We start from the raw sequence: 15,933 nt of genomic DNA, 5'->3' as shown, positions 1-15,933 counted from the left end.
TATGCGTGAGAAAACGATCAATGCCATCCTGGCACATGCGGCCGCTGAATATCCTCGTGAATGCTGCGGAGTCGTAGCGCAGAAAAGCCGGGTTGAGCGTTATTTCCCGTGCCGAAATCTGGCAGCCGAACCGACTGAGCATTTTCACCTTTCGCCGGATGATTACGCCACGGCGGAGGACTGGGGGACGGTGACGGCCGTAGTTCACAGCCATCCTGATGCAACGCCACAGCCGAGTGAATTGGACAAAGCGCAGTGTGACGCTACGCTGCTGCCCTGGCATATCGTGAGCTGGCCAGAGGGTGACCTGCGCACCATCCAGCCGCGCGGAGAACTCCCGCTGCTGGAGCGGCCGTTTGTCCTCGGTCACTTTGACTGTTGGGGGCTGGTGATGAGCTACTTCCGGCAGAACCACGGTATAGAACTTCACGATTACCGCGTTGATTATCCCTGGTGGGAAGATGAGTACCTGGAGAATTTCTACCAGGATTGCTGGTATGAATGCGGCTTCCGTGAGTTCGACGGCGCACCGCAGCCTGGCGACATGGTTATCATGCAGGTGCAATCTAATAAATGGAACCACGCCGGGATCTTGCTCGAGGGCAACATGCTGCTGCACCACCTTTACGGCCATTTGAGCCAGCGCGTGCCTTATGGCGGCTATTGGCAGGAAAGAACAATGAAAATATTGAGATATAAATTACTTTTTTAGGCGTCTATGGTAGAGAGGAACAGCCTGATAACCCGGCGATGCCGGGTTATCAGGAAAAGAAGAAATATGAAATTGCTTTATAAGCAGCAGTACCAATTCCTATTATCGTCGGGACACCGAGTAAAACAGCTAGTTTTGCTTCAGTGATTTTTTTGTCTACAGTATCTGATGAAGGTTTCTTGGACAGACTATCTTTAATACTATCAAGCCGTTCCAAGACTACGATCATATTCCGATCGATTGTTTTTACATCAGTTTTAAGCTCATCTACATCACGGCGGATATAGCTGATGTCAGATTCAAGCTTAGCAACACGAGCTTCGAGCATGCTTCCTCCTCCTCCATCGCCGTCATTGTAAGAAGGATTATGGGGGATGCTTACATGATCTTCAATTGGTTGCTTTGTATTGATGTCGATTGCTCTGGCCATGATTACGTTGTTTTCTTCATTTCGTTATTCATCCAATCTTCAGCGAGAGTGAAGAAACCACTGCATTCATCAATTATTTCTTTTTCGGAAGAATCAGCTTTACCTGCGAAAAGGCGAGCTTTAAGGGTGTAAATACCAGCGGAGGGCATAACAACATCTGTAAGATGGTTAGTAGCTATTGCGACAAAGTCATCACGATTCGAGACTGCAGTATTGATCAGCTTCGAGTCGACAGCCTGAGCATCCTCGGGCGTCAACGACTTACCATCAAACAATACATCAATATCGTAGCTATAGTTTCTTTTGCTGTTTAGCATCAAGCCAATTGAGACGTAGAACATCATTTTTGCTGGGAATTGACTGGCTTGCCATCCGATATCAGGGATAAATGGGCCTGAGGCAATCATGCCAGCACGTATAAAGGTTGGGTATATAAAAGTTAATTTTGGATGGTCATTGTTCATGAGCGTTCCATACTTGCAATGAAGCTTGTAAAATTGTAATAGAGCAATCCTATCCTGAGTTAAAGGTTGAGCAAATCCTGACAAATGATCAGTGCTTTGCAATCCAAGTAGTTCATCCTGCTTAACTGAGGTTTTTTCCGCTACTTTATCTCCGTGTTAGGATTGATTTTAACTTTTATCAATGGGGGTAAGGATGTGAAAAAAATTGCAGTGTGCGGATTGTTAATACTTTCTGGTTGTTCGAGCATGCAGGAACTCAGGAAGGAGCCAGCATCTAATTCTTATCAGTCGAAGAAACAAATCGATGCTGTTGCTGAATGCATACTTGGTGGATGGCAAGAACAAAGCCAACAATACGGAAGCGTTTTTATTCAGCCTTATGACGGCGGTAAAACTGTATTTACGCAATCTCAACTTGAGGTTGCTGATTTAAAACCGATAGGTGAAGTTACCAAGATAGAATTTCGTCATCAGGGTGGGCTTTTCAGCTATCGTATTAATAGCCGAACTAAAGTAATAAAACGCTGTATCTAACCAATAGCTAACCCGCATCATGCGGGTTTTTTTATGGTGAAAATATGACAGAAGTAATGACAGTAATTGAGCTTGGTGGTGTTCTGGGAAAAACTTTTGGAAAAATCCATCAACGACTGATATCTCGAACTGGTGAAGCAGCAATTGCACTCAGCAAAACACTGCCTGGCTTCGAGAGTTTCATGATCAGCAGTAAACGTAGGGGACTTACTTTTGCCATATTCAGAGGCAAAAAAAATATAGCTTTTGATGAGATGGGTTTTCCCACCAAGGGCGACGTTGTGAGGATTATGCCTGTAATCATCGGCAGTAAACGCGCAGGGCTTTTACAAACTATTTTAGGAGCGGTTTTAATCACTGCTGCCGTCTTCGTTTCTGGAGGTATTGGTGCTGCGTTTACGGCTGGCGGCTTAACAGGTTTCGCTGCAACTACTGGTGCATCGTTGGTACTCGGAGGCGTTGTACAAATGCTTTCCCCACAACCTACGGGCCTGGCCAGTAAACAGGGTGCTGACAACAAAGCCTCCTACGCATTTGGCGGCGTGACTAATACTGCCGCGCAGGGATACCCGGTTCCATTGGGGTACGGCAAACGCCGCATTGGCGGAGCGATTATCTCCGCTGGGATTTACGTCGAAGATCAGCAGTAACTAACATCTCTTTCCATCAGGCCACCTCAGGGTGGCTTTTTTTATGGGCGCAATATGACAACTGCAACGCTTATCAAAGGGAATAAGGGCGGCGGCTCTTCCCCGCGCACACCTGTTGAACAACCTGATGATCTCCAGTCCGTCGCCAAAGCAAAACTATTGCTGGCTCTGGGGGAGGGCGAGTTTGCTGGTGGTCTTGACGGTAAGAGCATTTTTCTGGACGGCACACCGCTGGAAAACGCCGACGGCTCGCAAAACTTCAGCGGTGTAGCTTGGGAGTTTCGTCCTGGTAGCCAGGCGCAAACTTATATCCAGGGCATGCCGGGGACTGAGAACGAGATCAGCGTAGGCACAACAGTTTCAAGCGCCACTGCGTGGACGCACACTTTTACTAACGGCCAACTTTCAGCAATCCGTTTGCGCCTGAAATGGCCGTCATTGTTTAACCAGCAGGACAACGGTGATCTTGTTGGGTATTCCATCAACTACATCATAGAGCTGCAGACCGATGGCGGCACCTGGCAGACGGTCGTGAATACTGCCGTTACCGGGAAAACCACGTCTGGCTACGAGCGCAGCCACCGCATTGATTTGCCACAAACCGGTAGCACCTGGACAGTACGCCTGCGTAAAGTTACGGCAGATGCCAATAGCGCCAAGATCGGCGACACAATGACGCTGCAGAGCTACACCGAAGTTATTGATGCAAAGCTGCGTTACCCGAACACCGCTTTGCTGTATGTCGAGTTTGATTCCAGCCAGTTCAACGGCAGTATTCCGCAGGTTTCCTGCGAGCCAATGATGCGCATTGTCCGCGTACCGGATAATTATGATCCGATTGCCCGGACATATAGCGGGACCTGGACCGGTGGTTTTAAATGGGCCTGGACGAATAACCCGGCCTGGATTTTTTACGATATCGTCATTACCGATCGCTTTGGCCTGGGGCAGCGACTCACGGCAGCGAACATTGATAAATGGACGCTTTATCAGGTCGCGCAGTATTGCGACCAGATGGTGCCGGATGGCAAAGGTGGCAGCGGTACCGAACCGCGCTATACCTGTGACATTTATGTGCAGGACAGGAACGACGCATACACAGTTCTGCGTGACTTTGCCGCCATATTTCGCGGGATGACCTACTGGGGAGGTAACCAGATTGTCGCGCTGGCTGATATGCCGCGGGATATCGACTACAGCTACACTCGCGCCAACGTCCTGAATGGCGAGTTCAACTATTCCAGCAGCACGACGAAAACCCGCTATACCACTGCGCTGGTCTCCTGGTCCGATCCGGCGAATGCGTATGCTGATGCCATGGAGCCTGTGTTTGAGCAGGCGCTGGTCGCGCGCTACGGATTTAATCAGCTCGAGCTGACGGCGATCGGCTGCACCCGGCAGAGCGAAGCAAACCGGAAAGGGCGCTGGGGTATCCTGACGAACAACAAAGATCGGGTTGTAACATTTTCCGTCGGGCTCGACGGAATGATCCCGCAGCCTGGCTACATCATCGCTGTCGCTGATGAGATGTTGTCCGGAAAAGTAACCGGCGGCCGCATTAGCGCCGTGAACGGTCGCGTTGTTACTCTTGACCGAAAACCGGATATTGCCGCCGGCGGCCGCCTGATTCTCAACTTGCCATCCGGGGCGTCACAGGCGCGAACTATTCAGGCAGTAAATGATAACGTGGTTACTGTAACCACGGCCTACGGCGAAGTGCCGCAGGCGGAATCTGTCTGGGTTGTTGAGTCCGATGAGCTCTATGCACAGCAGTATCGTGTTGTGAGCGTATCCGACAATAACGACGGCACATTTACGATTTCCGGCGCGTACTACGATCCCGACAAGTATGCTCGTATTGATACCGGCGCGCTGATTGATGATAGGCCTGTAAGCGTTATCCCGCCGGGTAACCAAACGGCACCGGCAAATATTGTTATCAGCTCTTTCTCGCTCGTGCAGCAGGGTATCAGCGTGGAAACGATGCGCTGCAGCTGGGACCAGGCGCAGAACGCTATTGCATATGAAGCGCAATGGCGCCGCAACGACGGGAACTGGGTGAACGTACCGCGCAATTCCACCACCTCGTTTGATGTGCCGGGGATTTACGCAGGCCGCTATCTGGTGCGCGTGCGCGCCATCAACGCTGCGGAAATTTCCAGTGGGTGGGGTTACTCCGAAGAGAAAACGCTGACGGGGAAGGTGGGCAACCCACCGAAGCCGGTGGGATTCATGGCCACGCCGATCAACTGGGGTATTCGGCTCAACTGGGGATTTCCTGCCAACACAGCCGACACGCTGAAAACGGAAATTCAGTACACGGCTAACTCAGATCAGTCCAACCCATTATTGCTTAGCGATGTTCCGTACCCACAGGCGGAATATACGCAACTCGGCCTTAAAGCAGGACAGGAGTTTTGGTACCGCGCGCAGTTAGTAGATAAAACCGGTAACGAGTCAGGCTGGACAGATTGGATCCGTGGCATGGCTAATGACAATGCCGATGATTACCTGGGGGATATTGCGGATGATTTCCTGACGTCTAAAGACGGGGAGCAGCTTACCAGCGATATCAATACCAACATTGAAGGAATCTTGCAGAACGCGTTGGCGAACCACGGAACGGTTGAGCATCAGTTTCAGCAATACGGGACAGTAAGAGCAGACATACTGATCGTAAAAACGACTATTGCTGAAGTTGATAAAGCAATGGCTGAGCTTTCGACGACCGTCCAGGCGCAAATTGAGGATGTTACGGCAACGCTTGAAGATAAGTTGACGGCCACTGTGGATGCTGACGGTGCTACAGCGATTCATACGCTTAAGGCTGGAGTGCGGATTAACGGCGTGATGTACAACGCGGGAATGAGTATCGCAGTGCTGGCGGAGACGGGCAAGCCGGTGGTTACTCGCATTGGCTTTAATGCCAATCAGTTTGTGTTGATGAGCGGCAGTGGAGATACGCAGTATTCTCCATTTGCTGTGATAAATGGTCAGGTATTTATTAGTGATGCATTTTTCCGAGATGCCAGTATTGAGTTCGGGAAAATATCAGATTCATTGAAGTCAACTAACTATGTTGCTGGTTCATTAGGGTGGAATTTACCTAAATCAGGGAATGCTGAGTTTAATCAAGTGACCGTTCGGGGTGCTATTTATGCGACGAATGGACAGTTCGGATTTAGTAACAATGGAACAGGCGTATCTATTGACGGAAAAGGCGTGACTGTCAATTTGACAAATGGCGGCCGAATTGTTCTGGGGGAATGGTAAATGCCAAGAGGTTTATTAATTGATTTAAACGACGGCTCTCCAAGGATGGAGATAACAGCTGGTCTGCGTTGCCCATCATTTAGCGGTGAGACACAAAACCAGGGAGGGATAAATACCCTTGCTGTCAGAAAAACACCTGGTTCGACAATGCTCATGCTCCCGCGGACAACGACATTTGCCAGCATAGCTCCCACACAGCTAATTCCTGAGATAAGTATGCTTACAGGGTTTACTGATAATCAGAATGGAACCATAACTCAGTCGTGGTGGAGTTCTAACCCAAAACGGGGGCCAGCTCTTGGCTCTTCAATGTATGTAGAGGTTCTTCCCATTTCGCAATTTGGCAATCGAGGGCTTTTAATTAGTGAGTCAACTGAATCGCCACGGATAATCTAGACACTTCCGAGCCGTTGATAATACTGGTTTTCATATTCTGTCGGTGACATCTGATTGCTCGAACCATGCCGACGCTTACTGTTATAAAACATTTCGATGTAATCAAAAATATCGCTGCGGGCTTCTTCCCGCGTTCCGTAGATCTTTTTCTTTATCCGTTCGCGTTTCAGCAACTGGAAAAAGCTTTCTGCAACCGCATTATCGTGACAGTTACCGCGACGGCTCATGCTCCCCTCCAGGCCGTGTGATTTCAGGAACGACTGCCACTCATGGCTGGTGTACTGACTGCCCTGGTCCGAGTGAACCAGCACCTGTTTTTGGGGATTACGCCGCCATAAAGCCATCAGCAGTGCATTCAGGACAATGTCCTTTGTCATCCGGGATTGCATTGACCAGCCGATAATTTTGCGTGAGAACAGATCAACAACCACAGCAAGATACAGCCAGCCTTCGTGGGTCCTGATGTAGGTTATGTCCGTTACCCAACGCTTATCCGGAGCATCCGGATTGAACTGTCGCTGGAGCCTGTTGGGCGATACGATACTGGCCTCGCCTTTGTGTGCCCGCGGGCTCCGGTACCCGACCTGAGCCTTTATCCCGGCACGATTCATCAGTCGCCAGACTCTGTTCACTCCGCACTGTTGCCCGCTATCCCGCAAGTCCAGATGGATCTTGCGATAACCATAAACGCAACCGGACTCCAGCCAGAACTGTTTGATCTGTCCCGTCAGTCTCAGATCTACCTGGTGGCGCTGAGAATACGGTTGCTTAAACCAGGCGTAAAAGCCACTGGGATGAACATTCAGCACCCTGCAGAGCAGACGAACAGGCCAGCAACGGGAGTTGTCACGAATAAAGGCGTACCTCAGTCGGACAGCTTTGCGAAGTACGCCGCGGCTTTTTTTAATATGTCCCGTTCATCAGTAACCCGCTTCAGCTCTTTCTGGAGTCGGCGGATCTCGGCCTGAGCATCTGACTGTTCTTTATTAGTGGATGAGTCCGGACCGTACTTCTTTATCCAGGCGTAAAGGCTGTGGGTGGTGATATCGAGACGTGTTGCAACGCTGGAAACAGAATGACCGCGACCAATAACCTGTTTGACTGCTTCAATTTTAAACTCTTCGGGATAACGTTTACCGCTCATGGGCACCTCTCTTTAAGTCATCTTAAATGACTCCGAAGTGTCTGTTAAACCCGTGGCGATTCAACTTTCCCCAAAATTCTTCCCAAAAACACCACCTCATTTACCCAGTTTTAGAGTCGATGACTACCCAGTCTTTGCCTCGATCGTCGTTATATTTGTCAGTCATCTTTGAAGACCGGTGACCAAGTAATTTTTTTGTATCTATCCCTTGCTCTCTATACATTCTCTCCGATAAAGAACGCAGCTCGTGGAAGGTTGGTGCTGTTCCTTCCTCCCATTTAACACCGCATTTGTTTCTGACTTTTTTGAACGTGGTGGTAACCGATGCCGGTGAGCTTTATGCAGTATCAAACAGTCCGGCAATAGAAAAACCTGAAAGCGGAATCAACGTTAACCTTCAGTTTCGTTTGGCAGTGTCTGAAACATCCAATATTGAGCTGAAGGTAGCAACAGGTGATGGTTTGTTTCTTCGTCAGGATGCAAACCTAGGTGATGTGAAAGACAAAGAGAAGTCCAGAGATAATTTAGGATTGAAAGGGGCTGCTATTCTGGATGTGGGCAAGACTGAAAATTCTGTGGCAGCAGGTGACGACAGCCGGATAGTAAACGCCTTGCAGAAGGGGGATAATCTTTCAGAATTGACTGATGCAGTTACAGCACGTATTAATCTCGGGTTAGGATCGTTAGCAGTCCAGAATGCAAATAATGTAAATATTACCAGTGGGAATGCAAAGCTAGCAATGCTTTCTGCATCAGAAGATATTAAGGCAGGGAAGACAATAATAGTAAATGGTGTAGATTATATTGAAAGGAATGGTGTTCAAAATAATTCAGCAAGCAAAACAAATATCACTCAGGGGGCCAGGATTAATGGTGTTAACGGGCAGCTTGCTGACATTTATTTATGGGAGCAGATCGGCCAGTATCTAGCTCTGTCTCTTCGTGTCTCATCGGGTGGAGTAGATAAATATTTTAGCTTCAAAAATGATGGTACATTTACGCCTGCAAGCTACTCGAATTTTGATATTAGGTATTATTCTGCAACAAATCCACCACCTGCTCTTGAATAAGGAAGCCCAAATACATGGCCTGTAAACTCTCTTGTATTTGCTGCTATTGCAAATGATGGTGGGAATTATCCAGCCGGAACTAGATTTGCTGGTTCAGCATTAGCACCGTCAAGTTTATTTTATTCCGCGGTAACTCGTGCAGAGTTTCACACTGGTGGAAATAACTGGCTTGTAGGGACTTGGGTTAGCCTTGGTGATATTCAATCAACTGAAGGTGCTATTGCTTCAATGACTGCATTCAGAAGGATTTTATAAAATGAATATAATTAACATCAGAAACCCCGTTTTTTCTTCTTCAGATAATATGGCTATAGATGTGCTGGTCGATGTATATGAGTTAGGTCGTGATATTTTATTCACTGCATCACCAGCTGATTCAACTGGATGGAGAAGTAATATACGCCGATGCCATTTCTGGGAAGTTTGCTACTGTAGCGCCGTATGTTGAACCTGTTCAGACCCCAGAGCAGAAATTATATCAGTTTCAAATCATGATTCAGACACTCAATGACGAGGTTAACTCAGTTATAGCACCCCTGGAAAGAGCTGTGAAACTGCACATGGCTACTTATGCTGAAACTGTAAAGTTAGAGGCATGGGAGAGGTATAGCGTAGAGCTTAGCCGTGTTGACACGTCAAATCCTGACGCTGCGTTGCCTGATAAACCTGAATAATATAAACTCCTTGCTCCATTTGCCAAAATAGAACAGACAAAAGCTATGCAAGTTAAAAGGTTGCAGCATATAGATGCTATTCGTGGGGTTGCATGTTTATTAGTGGTTTTTGCACATTATAGTGAGCAGACTACGCTTTTGAACAACATCAGTCTTTTTAGCTATCTTGGGCTTGGGCAGGTTGGAGTTGTTACCTTTTTTATGATTAGCGGGTTTGTTATACCATTCTCTATAAAAAATGAACCGGGGCAATCATTCAATTTCATCACATCTAGATTTTTTAGACTCTACCCCGCATATTGGATCTCTGTAATTTTGGCAGTTTGCTCATATTATTTCTATCGAAATACACCGACAGACTTCGGAACTATAGTAGCAAATCTAACGATGCTCCCAGGTCTGTTTGGTAAGCAAAACTTGTACTCTATATATTGGACGCTTCTTGTTGAAGTTGCGTTTTATACAGTTTGTATTTTATTGTACTTTATCGGATGGTTGCATGACGTAAGGAAAATGTTCTTTTCCTCGATGTTGTTGCTGTTACTGTCTTTGCTTTTCGCTTTTGTTAGATTTTATACAGGCAAAGGAATGCCGGTTGGTGTCATTTTTGCTGTTTCTCTTATGATCTTTTCTTATGTATTAAGAAAGTGGTTGCACGATGGTCAATTAGAAGCCAGAAAATACGCTTTGTTTTGGACTGCTTCGTTTGTCTTATTAATGCCACTGATAAGTGCGATGACTTATGGGAAGGGGAATTCAGAGCAAAATTATATCTATTACATTGTCAATTATTTTCTTGGTATCGTTATATTTGTTGTGCTTGCATATAAGTGTAGGATAAAATCATCACTAATGCTTTTCATGGGAACAATTAGTTATTCAGTTTACCTAATTCATCCATTTTTTGTTGATATGTTTTCCTACGTTATTGGCTCGGGCAAAGAGTTTAAAATTTGGCAATTTTCTATATATGTTGCTTTTGTGCTTGTAGCATCCACCATTAGCTATTTTGTAGTAGAAAAGAACTCGCAGAACCTAGGTGAAAAGGTGAAATCCTATTTCAGCAGTCGTGGAAATACCGCGAAAGTTTCTTGATTAGTAATCTAAGTTGGTGGGCTGGCGGGAGTGGCGTTCCTCGCCAATTTCTTGTCTGAAAAGGCAAAATGCCGGCAGTAATTCCCCCATTTCTCCCCAACAATTCCCCAGGCAAAATTCAGGCACAAAAAAACAGCCGTAAGAGGCTGGTTTTCAATGTTTAGTTGGTCGGTACGAGAGGATTTGAACCTCCGCCCCCCATATCGGCATCTCAAGTAATGAGTCAGTGCGCTTAGCCAGTACCGAGATTACCTCGGAGTGGCCAGTCATGGCACTAAATACCACACCTACTATTCCAGCCCAAGCGGTCTCACAAAAACTGGACGCAAAAATCAAGGCAAAACGGAATAATTTATTCATATGCGGCTCCTTACTTTCAAGATTCGATAACACCATACTCATGGTACGTAGCAGTGTTAGAGATAGAAAAATAAGGGCTGGAATAAACGATGTGGCGGTTAGGCTTTGGATCATGATACTAGCTAAACGCACTTATTGAACAATATCAATTTTATCCACTTATATCAACAAAACCACCTCCAAAACTTACGCCATTTAGGAGCAGTGGAGGGCGTAACTTATTGATTGCTAATAGTTGGCAATCATATCTTATTGGCAAATTGGTAAAAAAAATCACTTAAGTGAATGATAGTATTTTAAAATATGCGTGATTTAAAAAGCCTTTTTGATCTCGCATATTCAAGTGGAGGATACTTACTTCAACCGAAAAGTGGTTATCAAAACCCAAAAATAATTAAATACAATCAACTGGTTAGCCTGTGGCTAAAAATGTGTGACGAAAGCATTATTTCTAATATTTTTATCTAAAAATCAATGTGTTATGATTTGTTTCATGAAATACTGCTGCGTCATATGGAATGGTTCGAAGCCGCAGACCTTATCGTTAAAGGTATGGAAGGCGCAATCGACGCGAAGACCGTAACTTATGACTTCGAACGCCTGATGGATGGCGCTAATCTGCTGAAATGCCCAGAGTTTGGCAACGTTATCATTAAACACATGTAATCAGCGCTGCTGATGCTGTGAAGAAGGGAGCCTTTTGGCTCCCTTTTTTAATTTTAGTCTGCATTTGTAATGGTCCGCAGCGTTCTGATATCTCTCTTTACCGCCAGATGAATTTTTTAGAAAGCCGGGGTCGGTATTTTATGAGCAAATCTCTCATGATGTTAAATTTAATCGATGAGGATCATCATGAAAATAATCCTCACCGTTTTTCATATTTTTTTAGCATGCCAATATAGCCACTCCCGACCAGCTGCAGAGAATGAACCTATTACTGGCGAGTTAATTGCAAATGGTTTGACTGCAGAGGCTTTTGAAGACACGAGTGATTCAGCTTTTTTATATACGAAGTATGATCGGATATACTGCAATTTCAAGCGATAAAGAAATTATCCATAAACGGCTGAAAGGTGGGTAAACGATTTCTATTCATTTTATCTCACTTATTCGCAATTGTTGAACCAATATTGAATCTTGAGGTTATATATTATAACCAATTAATAATTTCAGAGCCGGTAAACATGCCTAAATTTTTAACCGCGCCAGTGCTGATGAGTACTGCATCTGCGTTACTTTTATCCACGGTTGCCCTCAATAGCATTGCAGTAGAACGGCCTGCCTTCATCTTGCCACTTGCCCCGGAGCACGGGCTGGCGGAAGCGTCTCATGAGTATTTGCTACGCTATCCTTCTTTCAGCGGCGTTGACGGTAAAACACAACGTGAAGATACAGCCGCCATATTTATTCCCTTTGGGCAAGTTCCGCAGGGGGGCTGGCCAGTCGTGGTATGGGCGCATGGGACTGTTGGCGTTGCCACTCATTGCGCACCTTCGCTTAACACCCGCACCGATCGTGATAAACAATATTTAAATACATGGTTATCTCTCGGTTATGCCGTGGTGGCACCAGATTACGCGGGTTTAGGATCTAAAGGTCTGCACCATTATCTGGATGCACGAGGAGAGGCCTGGAGCGTCCTTGACGGCGTTCGTGCCGCTCTAAAAGCCTTTCCTCTTAAAAACGATCTGATACTGGTCGGGCAGTCTCAGGGGGCGCATGCCGCTTTTTCAACCGCGGGTTTTCAACCGCAGTATGCGCCTGAGTTAAATATCCGTGCGACGGTGCTAACAGGTACTCCCTACTTCGATAGTGCTACCTCAGCGGCAGATGTGTTACCGCCAGAGAACGGAGCTGAGCCTGTTGTGGGTGACCCAAAAATACCCTACATATTTTATATTTATCTTTCCGCTGCGGATGCTAACTCTTCACTTAAACCCTCGGATTATTTTCAGGAAAAAGCATTACCGTATTTGAAAATGGCTAATCAAATGTGTATCAAGCCTCTAACCGAAGCTACAACACAGGCAGGTTTAAATGCAGGTAATACGCTAAAGCCCGATATTGAATCATTGCTCAGCGCACAGGTTCACTCGCTGAGCTACCCCACACTGAAGCTCTCGCATCCGGTATTTATTGGTATTGGTGATAAGGATGTCAATGTACCCACCGCAATGCAAATGCGATTCGCTGAAGCGGTGAAAGCCGCGGGCACATCAGTGGCTGTGCATGTTTATGAAGGTCTTGATCACAGCGGCACGGTTAATCCGTCTCTGCGTGATTCCGTTCCCTTCATCCTTAACACGAGAACTTTACCCGCAAACAGAGGGTAGGGCATTTTGCGGGTACAACGTAACGTAAGACTTTGACCATCTTAAGGCGGGGAGGGTACAACAGGTCCTATTCCGGGCGGGCTGGCCGGAATAGACACACTGTCGCAGGTAGCCCACGACAATGCTCACATGTTTACTCCCGACTTCAAATCTTGCTATCTAGCCTGTTAGCAGTAGCTGATCCCAATGACAGATTGAATGCTCGTGGCTCTACCTTCTCTAGTGTGTTTTACGGGTAAAGAAAAGCGTGGCGGTCCCGACGGTAATCCCGAATTTCTTCATCTCTGTTTTATTAAAAAGATGCATGTTGTCCTGAAGGTACATCCAGTCGTCAAAATGCAGCAACCAGGTGCTACCGTCGGCTTTCACATTCATACTGTAACGCCAGTTGAAGGCGTTGCCTGATGCCTGCCCTTTCGCCACACCTTCAATATCATCTGCGGTCCCTTCGTAGTTGTCGGCGTGGGTGCGTCGGATGTGCCAGACGCGTTGCTGCCGCTCACCATTGTCATAGACAAAATGCTCGTTAAGCGTCAGCGTGGTGCCGATAATCTCTCCAACAATCTCAGCATGGAAGCGACGCACCTGCTTACCGTTACTATCTTGCACCATGCCCCACGCTTCGGTTTTTCCCTGGAAATAGTGGAAAATATCAAGTTTTGGCTCTTGATGCTGATAGTCGGTAATTTCTGTACTACAACCCGTCAGCAGTATGAGTAGCATAAGGCCCAACGCGAGAGTGCGGTTCATTTTTCACCTCCGATCAGTTGCCTGCGTAGTTCAGGGTATTGCGTGTGGGGATCAAGCCAGATGCTCATAAAGTCACTGCAGAATGCTTCGGACTGGCGGACTCCCAGTTGGGCAAAACTTTTTTGCGTCGCGCTGGCGCGATACCAGAACTGTCCCTGCTTGTTGTTAACCACAAAGGCGAGTTGCGAATCGGGTGTAACATCGGGCCAGAGGGCGTGGAGCATGCGTAGCCAGGACTCGCTCTGTGGCTCGCGCGCCAGAACGCCTTGTGCCTGCCACTGGTCGCGGGTAGCCTTGACTAGCTCGTCGCGGTCGCCAGACAAAGCATCATCAATAAAACGGTTCTCATCGTCGTTTCCCCATTAGAAAGAGAAAAAACAGCATCAGGCCCAGCCAGCCCCACGCCATCCAGAGCAGGACAATAGGGGGCGGCTCCAGAAACGTAATGGCACCCAGGTGTTTGCCGAGAAGGTAAGCCACCGGAGCACTAAACGTAGCCAATAACGTCAGCAGCCACCGTGAAAACGTTGTTACGCTGAGCAGTTTGGTCCAGACTGTGGCGAACATCAGCCACAGCGCCACCATCCACAGTGGCAGGAGGCCGTTGCCGTTGAAGTGTATCAGCCCTATCCACGCCCAGAGTGCATCAAGACCGCTTCCTGCTGCGGCGAGCAGCAGGGCGTAAAGACGGTGTACAGGCACTAGCGTCAGGCAAGCGAGAATTGCGAGAGTGAGCCACAAAAAAAGGCCTCGCTCACGAAATAGCACCACCAGCGTCCAATAGAGATCGAACGCGATTGCCATCAGAAACATGTGCACATAGCGGTTCATACCCGTTCTGCGGTTAGTTGTACCACGCTGATGGTGCGCGCATTAAATCCGGCCTCGCAGTAGCCAAAGTAGTAGAGCCACATACGGCGGAACTTGTCATCAAAACCCAGCTTTTCAATATCCTGCCAGGCGTGGACAAATTGCTGACGCCAGTGCGCAATAGTGCGGGCATAGTCCGGTCCCATGTCGTACAGGTTGCGTACGACAAAATCAGTATGGCGGGTCATCAGATTGTTCATTGCCGTGATGCTCGGCAAAAAGCCACCGGGGAAGATGTAGCGCTGGATAAAATCGACGCTTTTGCTGTAGTCGTGGTAGCGCTGATCCTGAATGGTGATGGCCTGGATGGCCATTTTACCGCCCGGCCGTAAACGTGCCTGACAGGTACGGAAAAATGAAGGCAGGTAACGTTTCCCTACGGCTTCGATCATCTCGACCGAAACCAGCTTGTCAAACTCGCCCGTCAGGTCGCGATAATCACACAAGAGAACTTCTACTTTGTCTTGCAACCCCGCACGTGCAATCCGCGCTATTGCCCAGCGGTACTGCTCCTGTGACAGCGTGGTGGTGGTGACGCGACAGCCATAGTGACGCGCCGCATACTCCGCCATTGCCCCCCAGCCTGTGCCTATCTCCAGCAAATGATCGCTGGGGGTCAGCGCTAATTGGTTGCACAGGCGCGCCATTTTTGCGCGCTGAGCCTGGGTAAGATCCTGTTCATCGCCGTTGAACAGCGCACTGGAATAAAGCAACTCTTTATCAAGAAATTGGGCATAGAACGCATTACCCAGATCGTAATGGGCGGAGATATTGTCCCGTGCCTGTTTACGGTGATTACGACGCGTCCAGTGGCGAAGCCGCTCAACAGGTTTGCCCAGCAGCCGAAAACCTCTTTCGATTCCCCCCAGTACATGGGCGTTAAGCGCCAGAATTTGCAGTAGTGGAGTGAGCTGGTGAGTCTCCCATTCCCCTTCTATCCAGGCCTCGGCTGCGGCCAGGCTTCCTCCGGTAAGCAGACGCCAGTACACGCCGGGGACGAGGATTTGTACTTCAGCACGAAGTGAGGCGGAGGCGTCGCCAAATTGTAAGCAATGCGTGCCTTCACGAACGGTCAGCGAGCCTACACGGATGCCGCTCATCAGACGCAAGAGCAACCATCGCGCGATACGGACGTTGCGCGGGATGTCGAGGTCAAGCGCAAAGGCGGGATCGGTCAT

At 47.8% G+C, this 15,933-nt stretch carries 15 protein-coding genes and 3 pseudogenes; 10 read left to right on the top strand and 8 right to left on the bottom strand.

Translation table 11 applies throughout. The features are described from left to right. Nucleotide 1: 1 nt before the first annotated feature. Complete coding sequence (locus FOC35_RS22480; RefSeq protein ID WP_172570277.1) at nucleotides 2–712, top strand: C40 family peptidase; 711 nt, start codon at nucleotides 2–4, stop codon at nucleotides 710–712. 49 nt (nucleotides 713–761) lie between these two features. Here FOC35_RS22480 and FOC35_RS22475 read toward each other — a convergent pair whose 3' ends face one another. Continuing rightward, nucleotides 762–1,142 carry a hypothetical protein gene (locus tag FOC35_RS22475; RefSeq protein ID WP_254065331.1) on the bottom strand — a complete coding sequence of 127 codons (381 nt, stop codon included), beginning with the start codon at nucleotides 1,140–1,142 and terminating at the stop codon, nucleotides 762–764. A 2-nt stretch (nucleotides 1,143–1,144) separates the two neighbouring features. Next, entirely contained in the window at nucleotides 1,145–1,606 is a 462-nt protein-coding gene (locus FOC35_RS22470; RefSeq protein ID WP_172570276.1) for a hypothetical protein, read from the bottom strand. 195 nt (nucleotides 1,607–1,801) lie between these two features. On the opposite strand from FOC35_RS22470, the gene FOC35_RS22465 reads away from it, so the two are divergent. The 4 genes from FOC35_RS22465 to FOC35_RS22840 are packed head-to-tail and all read left to right on the top strand — an operon-like array spanning nucleotide 1,802 to nucleotide 6,459. Next, the gene (locus FOC35_RS22465) at nucleotides 1,802–2,140 is read left to right on the top strand and encodes a hypothetical protein (protein WP_254065330.1); all 339 of its coding nucleotides are present in this window, start codon (nucleotides 1,802–1,804) and stop codon (nucleotides 2,138–2,140) included. 44 nt (nucleotides 2,141–2,184) lie between these two features. Next, nucleotides 2,185–2,790, top strand: coding sequence for a tail assembly protein (locus tag FOC35_RS22460; protein WP_172570275.1), 606 nt, complete (start codon nucleotides 2,185–2,187; stop codon nucleotides 2,788–2,790). Nucleotides 2,791–2,844: 54 nt separating this feature from the next. Then, nucleotides 2,845–6,063 (top strand): host specificity protein J, encoded by a 3,219-nt coding sequence (locus tag FOC35_RS22455; RefSeq protein WP_172570274.1) that lies wholly within the window; start codon nucleotides 2,845–2,847, stop codon nucleotides 6,061–6,063. Continuing rightward, the gene (locus FOC35_RS22840) at nucleotides 6,064–6,459 is read left to right on the top strand and encodes a DUF6453 family protein (protein WP_256380164.1); all 396 of its coding nucleotides are present in this window, start codon (nucleotides 6,064–6,066) and stop codon (nucleotides 6,457–6,459) included. Here FOC35_RS22840 and FOC35_RS22450 read toward each other — a convergent pair. Beyond that, nucleotides 6,456–7,603, bottom strand: a protein-coding gene (locus FOC35_RS22450) for an IS3 family transposase (protein WP_172568949.1) whose coding sequence is annotated in 2 segments (ribosomal slippage) — nucleotides 6,456–7,366 and nucleotides 7,366–7,603 — 1,149 coding nt in all. Because the reading frame shifts where the segments join, the coding sequence is not laid out codon by codon here. The two genes, FOC35_RS22840 and FOC35_RS22450, sit on opposite strands and share 4 nt — an antisense overlap. 100 nt (nucleotides 7,604–7,703) lie before the next feature. Beyond that, nucleotides 7,704–7,922 (bottom strand): annotated as a pseudogene (locus tag FOC35_RS22445) (tyrosine-type recombinase/integrase); the annotation flags it as partial. Between FOC35_RS22445 and FOC35_RS22440 the strand changes: the two are divergent. From FOC35_RS22440 to FOC35_RS22420, 5 genes and pseudogenes are all read left to right on the top strand, one after another. Then, nucleotides 7,915–8,673, top strand: coding sequence for a hypothetical protein (locus FOC35_RS22440; protein WP_172570273.1), 759 nt, complete (start codon nucleotides 7,915–7,917; stop codon nucleotides 8,671–8,673). The pseudogene FOC35_RS22445 and the gene FOC35_RS22440 sit on opposite strands and share 8 nt — an antisense overlap. Before the next feature lie 344 nt (nucleotides 8,674–9,017). After that, entirely contained in the window at nucleotides 9,018–9,347 is a 330-nt protein-coding gene (locus FOC35_RS22970) for a tail fiber assembly protein (protein WP_371810716.1), read from the top strand. A 45-nt stretch (nucleotides 9,348–9,392) separates the two neighbouring features. Further along, nucleotides 9,393–10,442, top strand: coding sequence for an acyltransferase (locus tag FOC35_RS22430; protein WP_172570272.1), 1,050 nt, complete (start codon nucleotides 9,393–9,395; stop codon nucleotides 10,440–10,442). Nucleotides 10,443–11,297: 855 nt separating this feature from the next. Continuing rightward, nucleotides 11,298–11,468, top strand: a pseudogene (locus FOC35_RS22425) (NADP-dependent isocitrate dehydrogenase); the annotation flags it as partial. A 518-nt stretch (nucleotides 11,469–11,986) separates the two neighbouring features. Beyond that, nucleotides 11,987–13,135 (top strand): alpha/beta fold hydrolase, encoded by a 1,149-nt coding sequence (locus FOC35_RS22420; RefSeq protein WP_172570430.1) that lies wholly within the window; start codon nucleotides 11,987–11,989, stop codon nucleotides 13,133–13,135. 219 nt (nucleotides 13,136–13,354) lie between these two features. Here the strand turns inward: FOC35_RS22420 and FOC35_RS22415 are convergent, their stop codons facing one another. From FOC35_RS22415 to FOC35_RS22400, 4 genes and pseudogenes are all read right to left on the bottom strand, one after another. Beyond that, nucleotides 13,355–13,885 carry a DUF3833 domain-containing protein gene (locus FOC35_RS22415; protein ID WP_172570270.1) on the bottom strand — a complete coding sequence of 177 codons (531 nt, stop codon included), beginning with the start codon at nucleotides 13,883–13,885 and terminating at the stop codon, nucleotides 13,355–13,357. Beyond that, nucleotides 13,882–14,199: pseudogene (locus FOC35_RS22410) on the bottom strand (hypothetical protein); the annotation flags it as partial. The gene FOC35_RS22415 and the pseudogene FOC35_RS22410, both read right to left, overlap by 4 nt. A gap of 31 nt (nucleotides 14,200–14,230) precedes the next feature. Continuing rightward, complete coding sequence (locus FOC35_RS22405; protein ID WP_172570269.1) at nucleotides 14,231–14,716, bottom strand: DUF2878 domain-containing protein; 486 nt, start codon at nucleotides 14,714–14,716, stop codon at nucleotides 14,231–14,233. Beyond that, nucleotides 14,713–15,933, bottom strand: coding sequence for a cyclopropane-fatty-acyl-phospholipid synthase family protein (locus FOC35_RS22400; RefSeq protein WP_172570268.1), 1,221 nt, complete (start codon nucleotides 15,931–15,933; stop codon nucleotides 14,713–14,715). The genes FOC35_RS22405 and FOC35_RS22400 overlap by 4 nt, the downstream gene beginning before the upstream one ends.

It is taken from the genome of Cedecea sp. FDAARGOS_727 (assembly GCF_012273235.1).
Classification (GTDB): Bacteria; Pseudomonadota; Gammaproteobacteria; order Enterobacterales; family Enterobacteriaceae; genus Cedecea; species Cedecea davisae.
This window is presented reverse-complemented; position numbering and strand designations above follow the sequence as displayed.

Bases quoted from the DNA above. Each gene is read 5' to 3' on its own strand.
- FOC35_RS22480 (WP_172570277.1), top strand. From the start codon at position 2: ATGCGTGAGAAAACGATCAATGCCATCCTGGCACATGCGGCCGCTGAA.
- FOC35_RS22475 (WP_254065331.1), bottom strand. From the start codon at position 1,142: ATGGCCAGAGCAATCGACATCAATACAAAGCAACCAATTGAAGATCAT.
- FOC35_RS22470 (WP_172570276.1), bottom strand. From the start codon at position 1,606: ATGAACAATGACCATCCAAAATTAACTTTTATATACCCAACCTTTATA.
- FOC35_RS22460 (WP_172570275.1), top strand. From the start codon at position 2,185: ATGACAGAAGTAATGACAGTAATTGAGCTTGGTGGTGTTCTGGGAAAA.
- FOC35_RS22455 (WP_172570274.1), top strand. From the start codon at position 2,845: ATGACAACTGCAACGCTTATCAAAGGGAATAAGGGCGGCGGCTCTTCC.
- FOC35_RS22840 (WP_256380164.1), top strand. From the start codon at position 6,064: ATGCCAAGAGGTTTATTAATTGATTTAAACGACGGCTCTCCAAGGATG.
- FOC35_RS22430 (WP_172570272.1), top strand. From the start codon at position 9,393: ATGCAAGTTAAAAGGTTGCAGCATATAGATGCTATTCGTGGGGTTGCA.
- FOC35_RS22420 (WP_172570430.1), top strand. From the start codon at position 11,987: ATGCCTAAATTTTTAACCGCGCCAGTGCTGATGAGTACTGCATCTGCG.
- FOC35_RS22415 (WP_172570270.1), bottom strand. From the start codon at position 13,885: ATGAACCGCACTCTCGCGTTGGGCCTTATGCTACTCATACTGCTGACG.
- FOC35_RS22405 (WP_172570269.1), bottom strand. From the start codon at position 14,716: ATGAACCGCTATGTGCACATGTTTCTGATGGCAATCGCGTTCGATCTC.
- FOC35_RS22400 (WP_172570268.1), bottom strand. From the start codon at position 15,933: ATGACCGATCCCGCCTTTGCGCTTGACCTCGACATCCCGCGCAACGTC.